Genomic DNA, 21,606 nt, shown 5'->3' with positions numbered 1-21,606 from the left:
GGGGCGGGAGGCGGCAGAGCGCGGGTTGGTGTCAGCGCCCCCCACCCGACGCCGTGGCCAGGCCCGGATCGTGGTCGGCCAGGACCTCGGCCTCGACGTCGGCGCGTGCGAGGCGGCTCGGCCACCACGCGACGCGGCCCAGGTCGTGCACCAGCGCGGGCACCAGCAGGCTGCGGACGATGAGCGTGTCGATCAGCACGCCGAGGGCCACGATGAAGGCGAGCTGCGCCAGGAAGAGCAGCGGCAGGATGCCGAGCGCCCCGAACGTCGCGGCCAGCACCACGCCGGCCGAGGTGATCACGCCGCCCGTCACGGCCAGGCCCCGGAGCACCCCGTCGCGGGTGCCGAAGTGCACGGTCTCCTCGCGTACGCGGGTCATCAAGAAGATCGAGTAGTCGACGCCGAGCGCGACCAGGAACACGAAGGAGTACAGCGGGACGGTGGGGTCCGCGCCGGGGAAGTCGAGCACGTGGTTGAAGACCACCGCGGAGATGCCGAGCGCCGCGGCGAAGGACAGCACGTTCGCGACGACGAGCAGCAGCGGGGCGACGAGGGCGCGCAGCAGGATCACGAGGATGACCAGGATCACGGCGAGGACCGTCGGGACGATGACCTTGAGGTCGCGGGCGCCGGCGATCTGCGTGTCGAGGGTCTGCGCCGCGGCGCCGCCGACGAGCGCGTCGGGCGACGCCTGGTGCACCTCGTCGCGCAGCAACTCGACGGTCTCCACGGCGTCTTGGGTGTCGGACGCCGCTGTGGTGACGACGTTGACCTTGACCATGCCGTCGACGACACGGGGCTCCGCGGGAGGCCCGTCGGACGGGGCGCCGCCTGCGGGCGCACCCGAGTCCCGCTCCGCGACCGGCGTGGCCGACTCGACCCCGTCGACTCCCTTGGCCGCCGCGATCACCGCGTCCAGGTCGCCTTCCGGCGCGATCACGACGACGGGCTGGACGACACCGGCCGGGAAGTGCTCGGCGAGCACCTCCTCGCCCGCGACGGAGTCGACCGGGGTGAGGAAGACATCGGACTGGTTGGTGCCGCTGGCCTGCAGGGTGGGCAGGAACGCGGCGCCGCCGATGAGCACGAGAGTGGTCAGGGCCCAGACCGGGCGGGCGTGGGCGCCGACGAATCGGGCCAGGCGGCCCCACAGCCCGGTGAGCACCTCGGCCGTGGGCCGCAGCGCCGGGGCTGTGGCGCCCGCGGCGCCCTCGACGGGCCGGGGCTTGCGCGGCCAGAACAGCCCACGCGAGCGCGAGCCCAGGATGAGCAGCAGCGCGGGCAGCAGTGTGAGGGTGGCCAGCAGGGCCGAGGCGATGCCGATCGCGCCCACGGGGCCCAGGCTCCGGTTGGACCCGAGGTCGGAGAGCAGCAGGCACAGCAGGCCCGCGATCACGGTGCCGGCACTCGCGGCGATCGGCTCGATGGAGCCACGCACGGCCCGCGCCATCGCCGTGTAGGTGCTCGGGACCCGGCGCAGCTCCTCGCGGTAGCGGCTGACGAGCAGCAGCGAGTAGTCCACCGCGGCGCCCACCACGAGGATCGACAGGATGCCTTGCGCCTGCCCGTTGAGCACGAGCACGCCGGCGTCGGCCAGGTTGTAGACCACGAGGGCGGCGAGGCAGAGCGCGAAGACGGCAGAGAGGATCACGATCACCGGCAGGAACGGCGAGCGGTAGACGAGGATCAGGATGACGAGGACGGCGCCGAGCGCGACCAGGAGGAGCACGCCGTCAATGCCGCCGAAGGCCTCGACCAGATCGGCCACGTAGCCGCCAGGCCCGGTGACCCAGGCGTTCAGGCCGAGGTCGCCGGCAGAGTCCGCGGTGGCCCCGAGCTCGTCCGCGAGGGAGGCGCGCAGTTCGGAGACGACTGCGCCGGTGACACCCTCGCCATCGGCCAGCGGCTCCTCGGTGACTGCGGCGTCGAGGGACAACGGGATGAGCAGCGCCTCGCCGTCCTCCGAGGGGACGGCGACGGTGGGGCCGGCCAGGACGTCGGCGAATGTCGTGGGGTCGCCGGCGGCGGCGTCGGCGCCGGGGATGGGCGTCTCGGGGAGGGTCTGCAGGTACTGCTGCACGGCTGCGACCTGCGCGGGCGTGACCTCCGCGCCGTCCGAGGGCGTCATGACGACGAGCACCGGTAAGGTCTCACTGTCGATGAAACCTTGACCTGCCTCGGCGGCTCGGGTCGACTCCGCAGACGACGGCAGGAAGGCTGCCGTGTCGTTCGTCTGGACCTGCGAGAGACGACCCTGAGCCATCCCCCCCACACCGCCGATCGCCAGCCAGGCGGCGAGGACAGCGACGATCACGAGAGCTCGGCCGATTGCCCCGGCGCTTTTACTCAGCATGCTGAGTACTATGAGGGCACTGGTCGCGATGCGCAATTCGGAAGGACGCGAGCCGATGGCCACCGAGCCCCTGTCACAGCAGCAGGAGCCGCCCGCCGAGGGCGGGATGCCGTGGGACCAGATGGGCTCCTCCGACATGCGCGACTGGCCGCTCGGGCGGCTGCTCTCGGCCGCCTCCCGCCGCGTCGAGCGCGAGTGGAACACCCACCTGTCCAGCTGGGAGCTCAACCACGCCAGCCTGCCCGTCCTGGTGCACCTGATGCGCCGGCCGCACTCCCAGCGTGAGCTCGCGAACGCGTGCGGCGTGACCGAGCAGACCATGAGCCGCGTGCTCGCCAAGATGGAGCGGACCGGCTACATCACCCGCTCCGCGCACCAGGACGACCGCCGTCGGCACGTGATCGCCGTCACCGATGCCGGGCGTGCCGCAGCCGCCGTCGCGGCCGACCCGGCGCCCGCCGAGCAGATGACCGCCCGCGGGCTCACCGCCGGGCAGGTCGACCAGCTCAGGGAGCTCCTGGCCATCGTCGCCAAGCCCAACGGCCCGGACGCGCCCAGCCACCGGCCTGGCGCAGGCCGCGCGCCGGGCCAGGGCTAGCCTGACCACATGCAGTTCGTCGAGCTCGACCTGGGGACACGCCTCCTCCCCTACCAGCCGACCTGGGACCTCCAGCGCGAGGTGCACACAGCGGTGGCCGCGGGCGAGCGGGAGGACACCGTGCTGCTCTGCGAGCACGAGGACGTCTACACCGCAGGGCGCCGGACAGCGTCCTGGGACCGGCCCGTGGACGGCTCCCCCGTCGTCGACGTGGACCGTGGTGGCCGCATCACCTGGCATGGCCCCGGCCAGCTCGTCGGCTACCCGATCGTGCGGCTGCCGAGCCCTGTCGACGTCGTCCGCTACGTGCGGGCGCTCGAGGAGACGCTGATCCGCGCCTGCGCCGACCTGGGGCTCGCCGCCGAGCGGGTCGAGGGGCGCAGCGGTGTCTGGTTCCCGGCCGACCCGGCCGCGGCGCCCCATGCGCGCCGGGCGCGGAAGGTCGCCGCCATCGGCGTCCGCGTCGCCCGCGGTGTGACCATGCACGGCTTCGCGCTGAACTGCGACGCCGACCTGGGCGCCTACGAGCGCATCGTGCCGTGCGGCATCGCCGACGCGGACGTCACATCCCTGTCGCTCGAGACAGGCCGACGAGTGTCCATCGCCGAAGCCCTGCCGTTAGTGCGGCGCCATCTCGCGGACGTGTTGGGGCCGATGCTGGAGCCGCGAGGGGCCGAGCCCCTCTCCCCCACCTGATCCCGCATCCGGAGATCGCGGAGATCAGCCCCCGGGGCCGCGCGGGCTCAGGAGCTGCTCGGCGATGGTGCGCGCCCACGCCCGCACGTCGTCGAGGTCGCGGAAGTCACCCGGCTCCGGGTCGATCCGCGCGACGACGGCACGCTCGTCGATGCCCAGCTCAGCAGGCCGCAACCGGCCGGGGAAGCACTGCGCGGCATAGGCGCCCGTGCGGCGCGCCGCGTCCCTCACGTCGTCGGGCTCCTGCGGCGCTGCGTCCTCGCCCACGGGCCCCGACCAGAACAGCCATACCGGCCGGGCGCTGAGCGCGCCCTCCTGGCGGTCCACCAGCTCGCGCAACGAGGCGGCGAGCCGGCCGTTGTAGACGGACGAGCCGAGGACCCCCGCCGCATATGGCGCCAGGGTGCCGACGTCGTCGGGCTCGATCTCGTCGACCTCATGCCCCGCCTCTGCGAGGACCTCGGCGACGACGGTCCCGATCTCCTGTGTCGCTCCGTGTCGCGAGGCGACGCTGACCAAGATGCGCAAGAGGACCTCCGTGCCGATTCGATTGGGCGACGTCACCCAGGAACAGGGTGCACAGGTGAGGACCCGCCGCGCTAGGCCAGAGGTCCCTGGAACTGGTCACACACGTGTGTGCAGGGAGGACGCGCCGGCCTCCTCTGCACGCTGCAGCCCCACCTCCCCCGGTACCATCGGAGTACTCAGGGTCAGGTGCGCGCCGGGAACGGGTGGGTCGGCGTGCCCTCACGCATCGCCGAGGCCATGAACCAGAGCTCCACCACAGCGGGCGCCTTCGCCGCCTACCGCACCCTTCCCGCGCTCAGCGGGCGCGTCTACCTCCCCGTCGCGTTCCTGGCGCGACTCCCCTTCTCGATGAACACCCTCGGGGTGATGGTCCTGGTGACCGCCACCACCGGGTCGGTCGCGGCCGCCGGACTGTCCACCGCGGCGGCGTCCCTCGGCACCGCGGCCTTCGGGGCCGTGCAGGGCAAGCTCGCGGACCGCCTCGGGCAACGCCCCGTGCTGATCGCTGCGAGCCTGCTCAACGCGGTGGCCGCCGTCCTCGTCGTGCTCGCCGCCACTAGCGGCGCCCACCGGATCGTGCTCGCCGCCGCCTGCTTCCTGCTCGGCGCCAGCGCGCCCCAGGTCGGCGCCCTCGCGCGGGTGCGCTGGATCGCGCTCATGCATGACGAGCCACAGGCCATCGGCGCCGCGATGGGCTACGAGAGCACCGTCGACGAGATCACGTTCGTGCTCGGCCCCGCGCTGGTCGGCGTGATCGCCACCGCCGGCAGCCCCGCCATCGCCCTGCTCGTCGCCGCGGGCCTGGTCACCACGTTCGGGTTGGCATTCGCCCTGCACCCGACCGCCAACGCCCCGACACGCCGGGCCCGCCCAGCCCCCGGCAGCACGAGGCACGGCTCGCCCCGCGTACTGCGCCGGCTCGCGCTGCCCCTGGTCGGCATGTTGGGCGTGGGCGTCTTCTTCGGCAGCACCCAGGCCGGCGTGACGGCGGTCGCCGAGGCGGCGGGCCAGGCGGGCATCGCCGGGCTGCTGTACGCCGTGCTCGGCATCGGGTCGGCGATCACCGCGCTCGCCCTCGTCGCCGTGCCGGACACGATCGGCTACCGCACCCGCTGGGTGGCCGGAGCAGCCGGCCTGACCCTCACCACCGCGGCGACGCTGCTCACCGACGGGCCGGGCCAGCTCGCGGCGGTGCTCGCGGTGGTCGGCCTGTTCGTCGGCCCCACGCTCGTCACGCTGTTCTCCGTGGGCGGCTCGCTGGTCCCGGTGGCGCAGGCCGGGACGGCGATGACGATGCTCGTGAGCGCGAACGTCGTCGGGGTGGCCCTGGGCGCAGCCGTCGCCGGGTCCGTCGCCGACCAGGCGGGCGCCCCGGCGGTCTTCGTCGTGCCGCTCGTGGCGGCGGCCCTCGTCGCGGCGGCTGGCCTGCTGTCGCCGCGCGGACCGGCTGGCGCGACCTCGATCACCGAGGTGACCAGCACGTCCATGTGACGGGCGACTCCTCCGCGGCTCCTGCCCCGGCGAGGTCGCCTGTCGTAGGGTGAGGAACGTGACGATCGCTCCCGAAGGCCGCAGGATGCTGCGCGTCGAGGCCCGCAACGCCGAGACCCCCATCGAGAAGAAGCCCGACTGGATCCGCACGCGGGCCACGATGGGCCCGGAGTACACCGAGCTCAAGGGCCTGGTGAAGAGCGGCGGCCTGCACACGGTGTGCGAGGAGGCCGGCTGTCCCAACATCTTCGAGTGCTGGGAGGACCGGGAGGCGACGTTCCTCATCGGCGGCGACCAGTGCACGCGCCGCTGCGACTTCTGCCAGATCGACACCGGCAAACCCGCGGACTTCGACGCCGACGAGCCGCGCCGCGTCGCCGAGTCCGTCCAGGCGATGGGCCTGAAGTACGCCACCATCACCGGCGTCGCCCGCGACGACCTGCCCGACGGCGGCGCCTGGCTCTACGCCGAGACGGTGCGCCAGATCCACGCCGGCAACCCCGCCACGGGCGTCGAGCTGCTCATCCCCGACTTCAACGCCGTCCCCGAGCTGCTCGCCGAGGTCTTCTCCTCGCGCCCCGAGGTGCTCGCGCACAACGTCGAGACGGTGCCGCGCATCTTCAAGACCATCCGGCCCGGCTTCCGCTACGACCGGTCGCTGTCGGTGATCACGATGGCCCGCGAGGCCGGGCTGGTCACCAAGTCCAACCTCATCCTCGGCATGGGCGAGACGATCGAGGAGGCGAAGGAGGCGCTGGCCGACCTGCACGCCGCCGGCTGCGACCTCATCACCATCACCCAGTACCTGCGCCCGTCGGTGCGCCACCACCCGGTCAGCCGCTGGGTGCGCCCCGAGGAGTTTGTGGAACTCTCCGAGACGGCCGAGCAGATCGGCTTCCTCGGGGTCATGTCCGGCCCTCTGGTGCGCTCGTCCTACCGGGCTGGGCGCCTGTGGGGCCAGGCCATGCGCCGCAAGGGCCACGAGATCCCCGAAGCCCTCGCGCACCTCGGCGAGGAGCGGGCGTCTCGGCAGGAGGCGTCGAGCCTGCTGGCTCGCTGACCTCGACGAAAGGCCGCCGTCCCGGCTCGAGGCGTCCCCAGCGCCCTCGGACGGTCGGTAGACTCCAACGTCATGGCCCGTGACACCAATCCCGCCCCCGCCAAGGTGAAGAAGACCCGGTGGTACCACCAGGTCTGGCAGGCGTACCAGATGACCCGCCGCAACGACCCGGCGGTGACCTGGCTCGTGCTCGCGGTGTTCTTCGGCATCGTCGCCGTGGGCGCCATCGTCGGCATCCTGATCAACCACCCCGTGTACGTGCTGGTGGTCAGCCTGCCGTTCGCGGTGCTGGGCGCGATGTTCATCCTGGCGCGCCGTGCCGAGGCTGCCGCGTACACGCAGATCGAGGGCCAGCCGGGCGCCGCGCGCGCCGCGCTGGGGACCATCCGCCGCGGGTGGACCTTCCCCGAGGAGCCCGTCGCCGTCGACCCCCGCACCCAGGACCTCGTGTTCCGCGGTGTCGGCCGTGCCGGTGTCGTGCTGGTCGGCGAGGGCCCGGCGCCGCGTATCGAGAAGCTGCTGGAGTCGGAGCGCAAGCGCACCGCCCGCGTCCTCTCCGGCGTCCCGATCACGCTTATCCAGGCCGGCAACGGCGAGGGCCAGGTGCCGCTGCGCAAGCTGCCGCGCGCCGTGCAGAAGCTCAAGCCGACCCTGACCAAGCAGGAGACCGGCGAGGTGCTCAAGCGCCTCACCGCGCTCGGCGCCGTCCGGCTGCCGGTGCCCAAGGGCGTCGACCCGATGCGCGCTCGCCCCGACCGCAAGGGCATGCGCGGCCGCTGACCGTCCCCAGGAATCCGGTGGCGCCCGTTGACGACGCTGCCTAGGCTCACCGGATGCCCGACACCCCGCTGACCAGCGCCACCATGCCTGCGACCGCGTCGATCCAGGCGATCCACGACCTGCTCTCCGCGGCGGCCATGGACGACGGCTTCTCTGGAGCCGTCCACATCGCCCAGGGCGCCGAGCCCTTGCTCGACGCTGGCTACGGCGTGACGTCACGCCGCTGGCACGCGCCCGTCACCACCGCGACCAGGTTCGACATCGCCTCGATCACGAAACTGTTCACGGCGGTGGCGGTGCTCCAGCAAGTCGAGGCCGGCAGGCTCGACCTCGACGCCCCGATCACCGACGTCGTCGACCTCTCCGGCACGACGATCGCCCCCGCGGTGACGCTGCGGCATCTGCTCACCCACACGTCGGGCATCGGGGACGACGCCGACGAGGAGGCCGGCGAGTCCTACGAGGCCCTCTGGCTCGAGCGCCCCTGCCACACCGTGACGACCACCGCCGACTTCCTCCCCCAGTTCGCGCACAAGCCCGCCAACTTCGCCCCCGGCGAGGGATGCCGGTACTGCAACGTGGGGTACGTCCTGGCCGGGCTCGCGCTGGAGGCGGTGACGGGCACGCCGTACCGCGACCACGTCCGCGAGCACGTCCTCGCCCGCGCCGGCATGCACTCCTCGGGCTTCTTCGACATGCGTGACGCCGTGCCCGACGTCGCCGAGGGCTGGGACCCCGTGCGGGATGACGACGGGGCCATCACCGGCTGGCGCTCGAACATTTTCTGCTACCCGCCGATCGGCTCCCCCGACGGAGGCGCCCACGCGACCGCCCGCGACCTGGTGCGATTCCTCGACGCTGTGCGGGGAGGCGAGCTCCTCGGGCCCGAGATGACCGCCGCGTTCCTCACCCCGCAGGTGACGCACCACGAGTCGGAGGGCCACACGGTGCGCTACGGCTTCGGGCTCGAGTTCGTCGTGCTGCCCGACGGGTCGGTGCGGTCGTCCTCGAAGGACGGGATCAACGCGGGCGCCAGCGCGATATTGCGGCACTACCCGGCGTCGGATGTGACGGTCGCGCTCGTGACCTCGTCGGAGGATGGCGCGTGGGCGCCGTTCCGTCAGATCGACGAGATCCTCGACGGGCGCTGAGTGTCAGCCGCGTCAGCGCCGGACGATGGCGGTGCCGGCGAGCCTGTCGTGCATGCCGCGGCCGTCGGCGTCCCAGATGACGACGGGGATCACCAGGCATAGCAGCACCGAGCGCACGATGCCGGAGAACAGCCCGGGGACCACGGCCGGACCGGCGTCCACCTGAGGCTCCTGGCCGCTCGGATGCGGGCCCAGCCGCTCCGGCGACGCGACGCGACGCACCCGCAGGCCCAACAGCCGGTGGCCCAGGGTCGTGCCCAAAAGGCTCACGAGCAGGATGTTCTCCACGGCGAACACGGCGAGCGTCGCCATCGGATGCCCGCCGAAGAACGCATTGGAGATCGCGACGCACGCGACCCAGTCGATGATCAGCGCCACGACGCGACGCCCGAGCGGGGCGAGCGAGCCCGGGCCGTCCTGCGGCAGCCCCAACCGGGCCCCCTGATACGCGCCACCACCACTCGACGGCCCGCCCTCGAGCCATGACCCCATACTCTGACGTGCGTCCACACCGCTAGCCTAACCAGCGGCAGGAGACGGTCCGACGACCTCCGGCGACAGGGGTCGGCCGCGCGATCGTTACACCAGGGGGTGTCGCGTAACACCCCCGAAACAGGCAGCACACAGTCGAGTAACGGCGTGGGCCTAGCCTCGAAGCGCCCGATCAGGGCACGACTAACCCGAGGAGCAGCGGATGTTCAGCAAGCCAGAAGAGGTCCTGGCGTTCATCAGGGACGAGGACGTCAAGTTCGTCGACGTGCGTTTCTGTGACCTGCCCGGCACGATGCAGCACTTCAACGTGCCGGCCGGCACCCTCGACCTGGACTTCTTCACCGAGGGCCAGATGTTCGACGGCTCCTCGATCCGCGGCTTCCAGGCGATCCACGAGTCCGACATGAAGCTGATCCCGGACGTCACGACGGCCTACGTCGACCCGTTCCGCACGGAGAAGACGCTCAACGTCAACTTCCACATCGTCGACCCGTACACCGACGAGCCGTACAGCCGCGACCCCCGCCAGGTCGCCGCCAAGGCCGAGGCGTACCTGCGCTCGACGGGCATCGCGGACACCGCGTTCTTCGCCCCCGAGGCCGAGTTCTACATCTTCGACGACGTGCGCTTCGAGACGAAGCAGAACGCCGGCTACTACTACATCGACTCCATCGAAGGCGCCTGGAACTCGGGCCGCGTCGAGGAGGGTGGCAACCTCGGGCACAAGACGCCCTACAAGGGCGGCTACTTCCCGGTCCCGCCGGTCGACCAGTTCGCCGACATCCGCGACCAGATCTCGCTGCAGCTCGACGCCCTCGGCCTGCAGGTCGAGCGCGCGCACCACGAGGTCGGCACCGCCGGCCAGGCGGAGATCAACTACCGCTTCGACGAGCTCGGCAAGTCCGCCGACAAGATCCAGCTCTTCAAGTACGTCGTGAAGAACGTGGCCCACGCGAACGGCCGCACCGCGACGTTCATGCCGAAGCCCCTCTTCGGCGACAACGGCTCGGGCATGCACGTGCACCAGTCGCTGTGGAAGGACGGCGTGCCGCTGTTCTTCGACGAGAAGGGCTACGGCGGCCTGTCCGACATGGCCCGCTGGTACATCGGCGGCCTGCTCAAGCACGCGCCCTCGCTGCTCGCCTTCACGAACCCGACGGTGAACTCCTACCACCGCCTGGTCCCCGGCTTCGAGGCCCCGGTCAACCTGGTCTACTCGGCCCGCAACCGCTCCGCGTGCATCCGCATCCCGGTCACCGGATCGAACCCGAAGGCCAAGCGCATCGAGTTCCGCGTCCCGGACCCGTCGTCCAACCCGTATCTCGCCTTCGCGGCGATGCTCATGGCTGGCCTCGACGGCATCCAGAACCGCATCGAGCCGCCGGAGCCGGTCGACAAGGACCTCTACGAGCTGCCGCCCGAGGAGCACGCCCTCATCCAGCAGGTCCCGGGCTCGCTCTCCGAGGTGCTCGACAACCTCGAGGCCGACCACGACTACCTCACGGCCGGCGGTGTCTTCACCCCCGACCTGATCTCGACGTGGATCGACTACAAGCGCTCGCACGAGGTCGACCCGATCCGCCTGCGGCCGCACCCCCACGAGTTCGAGCTCTACTACGACTGCTGATCGCTCGCGCTCACGGCTGCTCCCGTGAGCGTCTGACCTGCAGTGACGGCGCCCCCGTCGCCCTCGTGGCGGCGGGGGCGGCGCACGTTTTGCCACAACCGGGTGCGGCGACGGCGCCGGCCGCGGGCGGCCGGACGGTCCCCGGCATGCACCCCCGGACCACTCCCCTGCCGCCCGCCGACCTGGCCGACCCGATCTGGACCGTCGACACCTCGCGCTCGCCGTCCGACTCGGCGCCCGGGCCACCCGCGCCCTGGTCGCCGCCCCCGGGTTCCCGGCCGCGTTCCGCACCGGCCCCGCGCGCACCGCCCGGCTGTACTGGCCCCGCGAGCAGATCCTCGACTTCGTCGCCGTCGGCGTCGCGGCCACCGCGGGTCCCGCTCCGACGCCTACCCCGGCACCCGCACCCGCCGCACCCGCGCCCGCCCGGACCACGACGGCGATTCGGCTGGCTGTCACTCGGGGGCAAGTCCACCAGCGCCCGCTCGTACGGTCTCGTCACTGATCCAGCTTCGACTCGGACGACTGGGAACGTCTCGCCGCTCTCCTCGTCGATGTCCTGCGCGACCTCTGCCGCGATCCCAAGTGCGCGCAGGTGTGCGGCGGCCCCCTCGGCCCAGTTCGTGGCCTCGGGACGGGGCCGGAAGTCGAGCACAGCCGTCAGGCACCGCGCAGGGGTGAACGACGCCTCGAAAACGCAGACCGTTCCAAGGCACGGCGTCCACCTCACCGTGCGGCTGCGCACTTCCGCGCAACCTTCTCCCGCAACGACATCGGCCGATGTGCCACGTCGCGAGGGAAACGCCGACGGTCTTCGGCATACGTCGCGTCGTCCGGTGGCAGTGCGCCACCTGCTCAGCGCCGGGGATGAACCGACCCTGGCGGCATCTGCGCCCCGCCGGAGGTGAGACGAGCTGCCCGGTGCGGGCCGTGCGTCACCTCGGGGTGCCGCAACGCCTTGCATACTTACCCTCGCCTCGAGGACAACGCCGTCGAACCGCTACCGCGCGGTTCCTGACAGGAGGCATTCGAGTTCTACCGATCACTCAAGAAGCCGCCGATAGCGAGACGCCCAGGAGAGGGCGTCAGCTGCTTGCTCGTCGATCCAGGGGTAATGCGCACGAATCTTCCGCGTGAATGCAGGAGTAACACTGAAGTCAACAGCTTCGGAAGTGTCCACACTAATTGAGTCGGCAACCTCGTTGAGTCGCTCCACGATGGCGAGTAGTTCTTCTTCACGCCCAGCGTCCGCTAACGACCTGACTGCGCCAGCGTACCGCCCCGGGCGATCTCTTCTCTCGCCACGCCCGACGTAGGCCACTAATGCACAGTTGACAATCTCAACATCGAACCCTTCAAGGTCGGTAGACACGCAACAACTCCCCACTCGCAGCGTCGATAATCGAAATCGACGTGACGTTCGGATTCCTAAACGTTGGAAACTCGTACTGCTTCCACACTGACGCAGGGCGAACATCGCCTAGGTACAGGCGCACATCTCCCGACGCATTGGACGCCAACTCCGTTGAAACTGCGCGCCACGTCTCAGTTGTCCTCACGTCGGTCCAGTCCGTCGGCATGCGCTCAGCGAGACCCTGGCGCTCCAGGAGTTGCTCAAGGGTAGCGCCGTAGGTGCGCTCAGCCAGCAACCGCGCGCCATTCATTGCACCGTCGGGCACGACATCGCCCTCAATGATGACGCGTCCAGACCAAAAGGTCGCACCGTCTCGTTCGACGGCAGGTTTGAACGCATCAAACACCGAACTGTCGACTAGGGATCGATCGATCGGGACCGGCGGTGGGATGTCAGGATAAGGTTCCGGCTGAATGGCACTGTGCTCCGCCATTCCGGGCAGAATCTCCGAGCGTGGACCGTTGCTGTGTTCACTAGGGGCACCCGAGAAATCAGGATGCCCGTCGACGTGTACGCCGTCTCCCTCGAGTGCATGCGGCACCTCGGGGACCGCTGCTGTCTGGTGTGACGCAACGTCGTCCTGAACGACGTTGGTGTGGTGGGGGCCGCGCACCGCGGGCGCTTCGCCGGATGCCGGTGGTGACTGCCCCTCACGCCTCGAATGGGGACCGTCCGGCGCGGTTCGGGCGCCAGTGTCGAGGTCGGGCGCGGTGTCGCGGCCGAACAGCGCCTCGCGCACGGGTACGTGTGCAGCGCCGCTCGGGGCGGCATGGGAGGCGTCGGTCATGGCGTTGACGAGCCCACCAGGGTTCAGACGGATCCCGGCTCCCGCGTCGACGAGCTGCCCGGCGCGGGCGCCGGGCATGAGGCCGTTGAGGTCGAACCGGGTGACCGCCGTGCGTAAGCCGGTGACGATCTTGACGCCGCCGCGCACCGCCCAGGAACCGCCCTGCACCGCGAGCTCGGCCCCGGCGCCGGCGATGCGCGCCACCCGTGCGCCGATCGACCCCGCCTTGAGCCCCGCGCCGACCTGCCCCGCGACGGGGATGAAGAACGTGCCGACATTCAGCGCGAGACCGGCGCCGGCCGCGATGCCGTCTTCCTTCCACCGGTGCCAGCCGCCCTCGGCACTCGGGTCCCACCCGACCAGGGATCCGCCGGCGTTGCGCGCCACGGTGGCCCGGTCGTAAATCCAGTCCGAGAAAGCACTGTCGTCGTTGCCCGTCGCCGCCATGCCCGCGGCAACCCACCCCACCGGGGAGCCAGCGACGTTTCGATCGACCTCCGCGAGGCGCGCACAATGCAGCGGCCTCCTTGATCGCCAGACGGCTATCAGGCGGGCCGTCACCCCTGGGGGAAAGCTGGCAACCCGTCCGGATGCCGGAAAGAGGCGATGAGTTTGTCAAAAGGAACCACGAGGGCGCGCGCCAGCCCAATCGCATTTCGTCTGTTGAGCAACTCGCCCAGCACTATGTCCGGATCGCCATGAACGCGAAGCCCGACTCGTCGGCGCCCCGGTTCCTCCAGCACCTCGAAGCCAGGCGGCAAGCTCGCATCAGGAGTGCTAATCCTGAGGAAAGGCATGCCGTGCACAACGCGCCAGTCGTTGCCAAGCGAGATTGCCAGGTAGACCTGCGCTATGAGTGAAGTCGCTCCAGTTAATTCGGGCGGGTTCGTGCGACCTTTTGACCAAAGTGAGACATCAAGTAGGGCACCGTTCTCCGTCAGAATATACCCGGCCTCCGAGTCGCCCCAGAATGGCGCGCCGTTGACGATTCTAAATCGGTCCCCCCCTTCCTCCAGTAGCCGCTTCAGGTCTTCGTCCAGATCGATCACGTTAGTACCCCGGCATCCATCATTTTTTGCACTATCACCTCGGCGCCATCCTGCAGGAACTGTACCTGGATCCCGCCACCGGGTTGGCCGAAGGCCTTGGCGACTTGCGACACCTGAATTTCCACCCCTTCGCGCGCAGCGGCTGCAGCGTCAAATGCGTACTGGAAGACACGGCTACCGAGGGTGTCAGGGGTCAAGGACCGCTGTGCCCAGGGAGTCCCTGGAGGAACGCCTAGGAACACCCCGCCGGGTTTGCCCACCCTGTCGAGTTTGGTTCCGAACATCTCGGCGAACAGGGTCGGGTCTTCGAAGATGATCTTCGTGCCAGGGACCGCCCCGTCGTTCAGAGGTCGTCGAAGTTCCCCATACTCGTCCACGTAGCGTTCGACCCACTCGCTGCGGGTCAGCGGATGCTCGTCGACGGCATCGACGCCCCAGGCTTGGTCGACGGAGCCGCCCACGGCGCCCACGTCCTCGGAAACCTGTGCTGGCGGCTCGACGTAGGAAGGCATGTCGACGCCCGGACGCGGGGCGCGATCGCCGTACTGGAGATCGATCGGCACCTCTGCTCCGTGACGCCATCCCGGTCCGCGTTCAGCACCGTTGCGCGTGAGCTGTTCCAGCGCACGGGCGGGTGTTGGCGTGTCGGGTGGCGTGTCCGGGCCTGAGTCAGCATGGCCAGCAGGCACATCGGGATGCCCGTTGGGGTGTTCGCTGTCCCCTCCGGGTGCGTGCGGGCTCTCGGGTGCGGGCGCTGTGGGGTGCGGCGCGGCGCTGTCCCGTGCGGGTCCCGCCGGGTGGGGATCGCGCACCGCGGGCGCTTCGCCGGATGCCGGTGGTGACTGCCCCTCACGCGTCGAATGGGGACCGTCCGGCGCGGTTCGGGCGCCGGTGTCGAGGTCGGGCGCGGTGTCGCGGCCGAACAGCGCCTCGCGCACGGGTACGTGTGCAGCGCCGCTCGGGGCGGCATGGGAGGCGTCGGTCATCGCGTTGACGAGCCCACCGGGGTTCAGGCGGATCCCGGCTCCCGCGTCGACGAGCTGCCCGGCGCGGGCGCCGGGCATGAGGCCGTCGAGGTCGACCCGGGTGACCGCGGTGCGCAGGCCGGTGACGACCTTGACGCCGCCGCGCACCGCCCACGACCCGCCCTGCACCGCCAGCTCGGCGCCGGCGCCGGCGACGCGCGCGACTCGGGCGCCGATCGACCCCGCCTTGAGCCCGGCGCCGACCTGCCCGGCGACGGGGATGAAGAACGTGCCGACGTTGAGCGCGACGCTGGTGCCGGCCGCGATGCCGTCTTCCTTCCACCGGTGCCAGCCGTCCTCGGCGGTCGGGTCCCACCCGACCAGGGACCCGCCGGCGTTGCGCGCCACGGTGGCCCGCTCGTACATCCAGTCCGAGAAGGCGTTGTCGTTGTTACCGGTCGCAGCCATGCCCGCCGCGACCCACCCCACCGGGGAGCCAAGGACCGCCACGGACCCGACCAGGTCACCCAGCCCGCCCCACGCCTGCCCGTACCCGGCGCCAGTCCACCAGTCCCCGGTCTCGGGGTTGTACCCGACCAGCAGCATCCCGGCGCCCTCGAGGAACTCCGAGCCGAAGGTGTGCGCGCCGCTCCCCACCGACTCCACGCAGTTGCGGTCCTCCACCGCGGGCGACCCCCACGGCATCTGCGCCTCGCCGGAGGTGAACGCCGCGGCCGGGATGGCCTCGACCGGCGCGACGCACACGCCCGTCATGAGGGCGTTGATCGATCGGGCGCAGGTGGTGGCGGCGGTGGAGATGTCGGCGAGGATCTGTGCGCACTCCTCAAGGAGCGCGGTGTTGCGGGCGACAGAGTCGCCGTCCTCGGTCCAGGACACCTTCACGCGGCGCTTCTCGAACACCGGCAGCGGGTCCAAGACCGACATCACGTGGTCCCCGAAACTGGCGTTCGCGGAGTAGGCCGCGTCGATCCACACCCCGTTGACCACCTTCGCCCGGAACGCCGTCGCGCGGCGCTCCAGGTCGGCCAGGCGCGGCTTGATCGCCTCGAGGGCGCCGGCGTAGGTGTCGATGTGCGTGGCGGCCTCCCCGAAACGGGAGTTCACCTGCTGCGCAGACGTCACCGCCGGCGCCATGACGGTGTACACCTGCTCCTGCTCGGGGGCGTGATAGCAGCCGGTGAGCCGGTCCCAGATGGTCTTGACCGTGGTCGTCTTCTCCTCCACCGCCTGCCCCATCGACCGCAGCGTCCACGCCGAGTCGCCGATCGCGGAGATGTCGAGGTCGGCGGACTTGGCCGGGAACGCGGCGGGGTTGATCAGGCCCCCGCGGGAGGTCGCGTCGGTCATTGCCGCCCTCAGCCCTGGTGCCCGTGCTGGGCGAAGTAAGTGAGGTCGCCGCTCTCCGCGGCCCGCGTCAGCTCCGACTGGTAGGCCCCGGCCATGTCCTCCTGGCCGTTGTTGTACGCGATGACCGCGTTCGCCACCCCCAGGGTCCCGGCGTTGATGCGGTTCGAGATGGAGGTGAGGTGGCCCATCTGGTCGCCGAGCATCGCGTTGACCGCGGCGGGCACGTCACCGGTGAGCGGCCCGGCCCAGCCCAGCCCGTCGAGCACGGATTGGAACTTCGCCTCGGGCAGCTGCTCGCCCAGCTCCGTGGCGGTGGCCTGCACCTCGCTCAGGACCGCCTGCACGTCGGCCGGTCGGATGCTCCAGCTGGTCACGTTTCCCCTTGGTCAGATGCGGTCGGTGACGACGCCGCCGACGGCGGCGGCGATGGCCTCGGCCAGCGCGCGTCCATCGGTCGGGTCGCCGTACGGGATGGCCAGGTCGGTCCACAGCGCGAAGCTCGACGGCGGATCGGCCACGCACTGGGTCGCCTGCGTCGGGTCGAGCACCGGCCTGGACGGGTACACCGACAGCAGCGCGCGGCCGTCGCCGTCGACGACCTGCCGGATGAGTCCGTCGTGGTAGTCGATCAGCGACCCCAGGGGGTGGTCCTGCGCGGCGGCGACCCCGATCGCGTGCGCGGTGGGCGCGCAGCCGAGGCTCTCCTCGCCGAGTTGCTGCACCTCCGGCACGGCCCCGGCAGCACGGTCTGGGAGGGCCCGCGCCACCCCGGGTACGACGTCAGGTCGACCGCAATTGACAGCACCGACTACCTGGTCGATGCGAAGGTCGCGACAATGACGCAAGCGGACGTCGACGGCAAGGGTCTCGTCGACGTGATCGAGTGGCACGGGCGCAACGGCATGCCCCTGGTGCGCCCACCGACCACGCACCTCGGCCTGATCGTCCTTGCCGAGACGAACGCACTCCGCCTGGTCGACGGCCCGGCTCCAGGGAGCCTCTCGGCGCAAGGGGAGGTGCGTGCCGAGCATGCCTTCCTCGTCCCCGCGGCGGTCGTCAACGAGCACGCCCGTGCTCTTTGGTCCGCACGCGCCAACGGCCCCTCGAACGGGCGGTACCGCTACCTGAAGACCGAGTACCTGCGCGGACACTCGCTGTTGGCAGCCGAGAGCGTGGAGTAGAACGTGGGCCGGGGACGATCCACCGACGACCCGGGCTGGATTCGGGCGCTCGTTGCCGCCCTCAACGCGCCGGCACCCCGTACGCCTGCTCTCCCGCTCATCCGTGCCGTCCGTGAGGTGGACGAATGGAAGCGGCTCGCGAGCCCTGACACATGGACGGCGCGGGCGAACCGTCGCGCACTGGCGCGGGACCTGCGAGCTGCGACTGCGGGTGCCGGCCCCCGGCTGAGTGCTGTGCTTGACCCCGAACTCAGCCGCTTCGTGGAGGCCGTCTCGGGGCCGTTCTGCGAGAGCAAGCCCGACATGGCCACGATGCGGTCGATCTCGGGCGGGGCGTTCGTCGCATCACTCATGAGCGTTGCAGCAGTGCAAGCCGCCTGGGCGGACCTGGTCGAGGCCGCACGCGACGGCGATGACGCAGCGATGCTGTGGGGAGCGGAGTGCCTGGAGGCACAGCTCACCGCTCGAGGCTTCACCGGCAAGCTGATGCTGTCCGGTGCGGCGTCGGCTCTGGTCGGGCAACTCCCGGCGAACACCGTCGGGCCGATCCCGCCCGTGGAGATGCGGGTGCAGACGGCGGAGCACCTCCTCGCCAGTGACCCGGAGACTGGGCGGTGCGTGGCGTGGCTGACATACGACGAGGCGATGCCCGACGACTTCACCTCGACGTACGGCACGATCACGTTCCTCGAGGCTGATTGGTGCCTACCGAACGCCATCCGTGAGGACGGCCGACCCTTCCCCTTCAGGGACGAAGTCCGCGCCCTCGCCGCGAAGGGCATCGACTGGGAGTTCGATGGCGAGAACTGGAAGCCGGACCGCAGCCGCCGCCCGTACATCGTCCTCGCGCGCGTTGACCTGGGCGACCGAGCCACAACCGAGGCGATCGAGCACGCCGGCGAACTCGTCCAACTCATGATCGACGTCTCACGGCTCCAAGGTGGGGGCCGCCCTTGGAGGCGCGCAGGGCCGGCGGTCCTCGTCGTAGACGGCCAGGGCAGCTCCACTTGGCACGACTCTCCCGAGGTCGGTGCCGGGGACCCCTCCGAGAGCTACGGTCGGCGCGTGTTCGCCGAGTCTTTAGCCGAACACGGGCCCCTGGTGGGCAACCTGTTGTCTCGCCCCATCGCGCCCGACCTGGCTGAGGCGGTCCGCATGCTCGGCGAGGCTGGTCAGGCTGACGACCCCTGGCGTCCTTCCGGGTACCGGCGCACGATCGATCGACGAACGGTCCTTGCCCTGCACGACTCCGCGCACGACCACTTGGCCACGTACGCCCGGTGCTCGGGCGACGAGCTCGCCGCCCGCGTCTGCGAAGGCTGGCCGACCATGAGGTGGAGCCGCGAAGTGGTGAAGGCCATCAATGCGTGCCTGTCGTGGGAGAACCAGGCCAACCCGGCGCTGGACTCGGCAGTCCGCACGCACGGCACCTATCACTTCGACGTCGCCTCAGATCGCCTCGACGAATTGCTCGCCGCGGCTGGCGACGACCACACGCGCCGTACCGCTCGCCGTTGGCTTGCCAGCATCGATGACGCCACAGCCCACGTCGAACTCCTCGACACCCTCGCAGACCAGTGCGAACTGCTCGCCGGTCGAACCAAGCGCGTGCGCAACGGCATCGCTCACGGAACCCCGCCCTCGGCAGAGGTGACGGAGTCCGTGATGGAGTACTCGCGGTGGCGGGTGTTCCGCGCCCTGCACTACGCGATGCAGGCTGCCACGACCGGGCGACTAATGCTGGACGTCCTTGATGAGGAAATCCAGTCCCGCCATGGCGAGCTCGCCGCCCTCAAGGTAGGCGTCAGCATGCGCCAACAATGGGCCGCCGCCCGTTGAGGGTCCTCTCGTCGTCCCCACCTGTGCGCCGCCACTCCCAACCCCATGCAACGGCTGACCTTGCAGCTCAGCGGCGCCCAGCCGAACGTGCCACCGCGGGCTCCGGCGGACCTCGCCGGCGACCTACCCGACGTCATTCCACGACGCCCGCGCCCGGCTACAGACCACCCAAACACGATGTGCTAGTCCGAATGGGGCACCTCACCTACGGGGCCCACCCGCTACGCCACACTGCGCGACTTCAAGTCCACCTCGGCCCAGGCACAGCAAACGTCGCGGGACCGCTCCCGAAGGTCTCGATGCAAACGGGTCCGGTTGCAGATCGGGCAGGTCGACGAACGGCCGACACTGCAGTCGAGCTGATCGGTCAGTCCCTTCACCGCTGCCCCGGGCGACGGCGCTCGCCACGAGCGTCCCGCGGCCTGTCAGAACCCGCGTCTCGTGAGTCGCGACGTGCTCAGGTGCTGGCCCGTCTGGCCGCCCGCTTGCACGAACGCGCACACGCCATAGACAGGAAGGTCTCCACAGACGTCGGGGCGGCGACTGAAGGGCGCTGGTGCTCATCTTGCGGGCGCGTCGACCGATGCCAGCAGCCTGCCGCGGTCCGACAGCCCTCGCCGAGGCCTCCGGCGCACCGACCAACACGGGCTCTCCCCGGCGCAGCGACGCTGGCACTCCCGCAGCCGCGGCACCCCTCTTGCCTCGCGCTACAGCGAACGCCCGACCCGCCGCCAGCGCCCGGTCCCTTCGCCACGCACCGTCGAGCGAGACGTACGCAGGCGCAGCAGCACCCCCGCCAGCACGCCCACGACGCACAAGCCGCCCATCGCGCCGACTGCCATCCCAGGGCTCAGCACCGGGCCCTCGCCTACGAACGAGGGAACCGCGAGCAGCGCCGACAGGATCGTCGCCACCACACCGAGCCCTGCCACCGGCGTGAAGATCTTCAGCAGCGACTGCAACCAGCGCTCGCGCTCGTCACGATCGAACTCCGCCTCCTCCTGGAGGAACCTGGCGATCCGCTCGAGCTCCTCGCCCCGGGACTGACCGTCGTAGTCGACCGACAGCAGCGCGTTCGCCAGTGTCGTCGGCTGGGTCCATGGGTGCGGCTCTTCGAGCCTGGACCTCCGGCGAGACACCCCCGCAGCAGGTGCTCACGGCGCAGGCTCAACAGCACCCCCGGCGCCTCGACAGCCGAGCTCCGCCCCTGTGACAACATCGCGATCAGCGCCAGGTGGTCCGAGTCAGCCCGTGCCCGACTCGAGACAACCGGCAGCGCGGCGACCACGATGCCGGCCGCGACCCGCCCGCCGTAATCGTGGTGAACCGACATCGACTCCAGGTTCATCACCACGACGCGCGCGTCGTCGCGGATCGCCGACCGCGCATCAGGATCGGCGGGCTCTCCGGCCAGGCTCAGAGCCCGCCAGCCGTGGGTGATCCCCGTCTGCTGCGCATGCTCGAGGTCGCCGAACGCCGGATCTGACGTGCGGAGCAGGTCCTCGACGAGGCCCGAGCAGTCCGCACGAACGACCACGTACAGCCCGTTCGTCATCGGTTTACCGCGAGCCTGCTCGACGGCGAGGCTGAGGCGCGACGCGATCGGGGCCCTCCAGTCACCATCCGACAGGCACTGGAACCGCGCCCCGAACACCTTCTCGAGCGACGCATCGTCCGACATGCCCGCCAGGACCAGCAGAGAGGTCAGCGCCGGCGCGAAGTCAGCCGTGACGTCGACGACTCCCTCGCGCCTACCCTCACCGAGAACGCCGTCGGGCTCGTCGACGTGCCGCAGCGTCTCCGCGGCGAGCACGACCCCATCGCGTGTGTCCCATAGGGAGAACGCGACGGCCTGCTCGACGAGGGGCGCCTCGTGCTCAATGCTCTCGTCGTCTCGAAGGCCGCTGAGAGTCGCCATCGACCTGCCGAACCGGACCATCGGCTCACGCGAGAGTTCGGTACGTCTGCGCGAGCAGCACCGGCGCTCCCCACCCGGCATCCATCGACAGTCGCGTCGCCTCACCTTGGAGCTGGCGACCAGGCAGGAAGTACGAACCCTCACGGGGCTGCGCCATGGGCTCCGTGGTCACACGCGCGACGAGCGGCAGGACGAGGATCCGCAGCGACCCATCGAGCTCAACCATCGCATCCGCATCGGCGACGTCGGAGCCCGGCGCGGGCGGAGGTACCTGGGTGGTCATGACGTTCCTCTCCTGCCGTGACCGCA

The 21,606-nt window shown here is 70.6% G+C and carries 20 protein-coding genes; 9 read left to right on the top strand and 11 right to left on the bottom strand.

Going from position 1 to position 21,606, the window contains the following annotated elements:
- Positions 1-31 precede the first annotated feature (31 nt).
- Entirely contained in the window at positions 32-2,353 is a 2,322-nt protein-coding gene (locus tag BN3788_RS15230; protein WP_066587974.1) for an MMPL family transporter, read from the bottom strand.
- Between the two features lie 55 nt (positions 2,354-2,408).
- On the opposite strand from BN3788_RS15230, the gene BN3788_RS15225 reads away from it, so the two are divergent.
- Both BN3788_RS15225 and lipB read left to right on the top strand, forming a co-directional pair.
- A complete protein-coding gene (locus tag BN3788_RS15225; RefSeq protein WP_234346676.1) occupies positions 2,409-2,951 on the top strand; it encodes a MarR family winged helix-turn-helix transcriptional regulator in 543 nt (180 codons plus the stop codon).
- Positions 2,952-2,960: 9 nt separating this feature from the next.
- Positions 2,961-3,647 carry a lipoyl(octanoyl) transferase LipB gene (gene lipB / locus BN3788_RS15220; RefSeq protein ID WP_066587971.1) on the top strand — a complete coding sequence of 229 codons (687 nt, stop codon included), beginning with the start codon at positions 2,961-2,963 and terminating at the stop codon, positions 3,645-3,647.
- Positions 3,648-3,671: 24 nt separating this feature from the next.
- Here the strand turns inward: lipB and BN3788_RS15215 are convergent, their stop codons facing one another.
- Positions 3,672-4,175, bottom strand: a complete 504-nt coding sequence (locus BN3788_RS15215; protein ID WP_066587968.1) for a flavodoxin domain-containing protein — start codon at positions 4,173-4,175, stop codon at positions 3,672-3,674.
- A gap of 213 nt (positions 4,176-4,388) precedes the next feature.
- Here BN3788_RS15215 and BN3788_RS15210 point away from each other — a divergent pair, with 213 nt between their 5' ends.
- The 4 genes from BN3788_RS15210 (at position 4,389) to BN3788_RS15195 (ending at position 8,657) form a co-directional block, all read left to right on the top strand.
- Positions 4,389-5,666: an MFS transporter gene (locus tag BN3788_RS15210; RefSeq protein WP_147525145.1), complete on the top strand. Its 1,278-nt coding sequence runs from the start codon at positions 4,389-4,391 to the stop codon at positions 5,664-5,666.
- A gap of 58 nt (positions 5,667-5,724) precedes the next feature.
- Positions 5,725-6,726: a lipoyl synthase gene (gene lipA, locus BN3788_RS15205; RefSeq protein WP_066587964.1), complete on the top strand. Its 1,002-nt coding sequence runs from the start codon at positions 5,725-5,727 to the stop codon at positions 6,724-6,726.
- 72 nt (positions 6,727-6,798) lie between these two features.
- Positions 6,799-7,506, top strand: a complete 708-nt coding sequence (locus BN3788_RS15200; protein ID WP_066587962.1) for a DUF4191 domain-containing protein — start codon at positions 6,799-6,801, stop codon at positions 7,504-7,506.
- 53 nt (positions 7,507-7,559) lie between these two features.
- A complete protein-coding gene (locus tag BN3788_RS15195; protein ID WP_234346675.1) occupies positions 7,560-8,657 on the top strand; it encodes a serine hydrolase domain-containing protein in 1,098 nt (365 codons plus the stop codon).
- A 12-nt stretch (positions 8,658-8,669) separates the two neighbouring features.
- Here the strand turns inward: BN3788_RS15195 and BN3788_RS15190 are convergent, their stop codons facing one another.
- Positions 8,670-9,167 (bottom strand): RDD family protein, encoded by a 498-nt coding sequence (locus tag BN3788_RS15190; RefSeq protein ID WP_108723868.1) that lies wholly within the window; start codon positions 9,165-9,167, stop codon positions 8,670-8,672.
- A 184-nt stretch (positions 9,168-9,351) separates the two neighbouring features.
- Between BN3788_RS15190 and glnA the strand changes: the two genes are divergently transcribed.
- On the top strand, positions 9,352-10,776 hold the full coding sequence (gene glnA / locus BN3788_RS15185; protein WP_066587957.1) for a type I glutamate--ammonia ligase: 1,425 nt from the start codon (positions 9,352-9,354) through the stop codon (positions 10,774-10,776).
- 1,355 nt (positions 10,777-12,131) lie between these two features.
- Here glnA and BN3788_RS15175 read toward each other — a convergent pair.
- The 5 genes from BN3788_RS15175 to BN3788_RS15160 form a co-directional block, all read right to left on the bottom strand.
- The gene (locus BN3788_RS15175) at positions 12,132-13,424 is read right to left on the bottom strand and encodes a hypothetical protein (protein ID WP_147525144.1); all 1,293 of its coding nucleotides are present in this window, start codon (positions 13,422-13,424) and stop codon (positions 12,132-12,134) included.
- Between the two features lie 110 nt (positions 13,425-13,534).
- Positions 13,535-14,026: a hypothetical protein gene (locus tag BN3788_RS19365; protein WP_147525143.1), complete on the bottom strand. Its 492-nt coding sequence runs from the start codon at positions 14,024-14,026 to the stop codon at positions 13,535-13,537.
- Positions 14,023-16,359, bottom strand: coding sequence for a TNT domain-containing protein (locus BN3788_RS15170; protein ID WP_066587947.1), 2,337 nt, complete (start codon positions 16,357-16,359; stop codon positions 14,023-14,025). The genes BN3788_RS19365 and BN3788_RS15170 overlap by 4 nt, the downstream gene beginning before the upstream one ends.
- An 8-nt stretch (positions 16,360-16,367) precedes the next feature.
- Complete coding sequence (locus BN3788_RS15165) at positions 16,368-16,733, bottom strand: DUF6507 family protein (protein ID WP_066587944.1); 366 nt, start codon at positions 16,731-16,733, stop codon at positions 16,368-16,370.
- A 12-nt stretch (positions 16,734-16,745) separates the two neighbouring features.
- Positions 16,746-17,126: a hypothetical protein gene (locus tag BN3788_RS15160; RefSeq protein ID WP_066587941.1), complete on the bottom strand. Its 381-nt coding sequence runs from the start codon at positions 17,124-17,126 to the stop codon at positions 16,746-16,748.
- A gap of 69 nt (positions 17,127-17,195) precedes the next feature.
- Here BN3788_RS15160 and BN3788_RS15155 point away from each other — a divergent pair, with 69 nt between their 5' ends.
- A complete protein-coding gene (locus tag BN3788_RS15155) occupies positions 17,196-17,540 on the top strand; it encodes a hypothetical protein (protein ID WP_066587940.1) in 345 nt (114 codons plus the stop codon).
- 234 nt (positions 17,541-17,774) lie between these two features.
- Entirely contained in the window at positions 17,775-19,379 is a 1,605-nt protein-coding gene (locus BN3788_RS15150; RefSeq protein WP_066587938.1) for a hypothetical protein, read from the top strand.
- Positions 19,380-20,086: 707 nt separating this feature from the next.
- Here the strand turns inward: BN3788_RS15150 and BN3788_RS15145 are convergent.
- Genes BN3788_RS15145 through BN3788_RS15135 form a run of 3 tightly spaced genes read right to left on the bottom strand, consistent with a single transcriptional unit; the run spans position 20,087 to position 21,580 of the window.
- Positions 20,087-20,341, bottom strand: coding sequence for a hypothetical protein (locus BN3788_RS15145; protein WP_066587936.1), 255 nt, complete (start codon positions 20,339-20,341; stop codon positions 20,087-20,089).
- The gene (locus tag BN3788_RS15140) at positions 20,326-21,318 is read right to left on the bottom strand and encodes a hypothetical protein (protein ID WP_066587934.1); all 993 of its coding nucleotides are present in this window, start codon (positions 21,316-21,318) and stop codon (positions 20,326-20,328) included. Before BN3788_RS15140 ends, BN3788_RS15145 begins: the two co-directional genes overlap by 16 nt.
- Positions 21,319-21,322: 4 nt before the next feature.
- Positions 21,323-21,580, bottom strand: coding sequence for a hypothetical protein (locus BN3788_RS15135; RefSeq protein WP_147525141.1), 258 nt, complete (start codon positions 21,578-21,580; stop codon positions 21,323-21,325).
- Between the last annotated feature and the right edge of the window lie 26 nt (positions 21,581-21,606).

Source organism: Cellulomonas timonensis, assembly GCF_900046455.1.
GTDB classification, from domain to species: Bacteria; Actinomycetota; Actinomycetes; order Actinomycetales; family Cellulomonadaceae; genus Cellulomonas_A; species Cellulomonas_A timonensis.
This window is presented reverse-complemented; position numbering and strand designations above follow the sequence as displayed.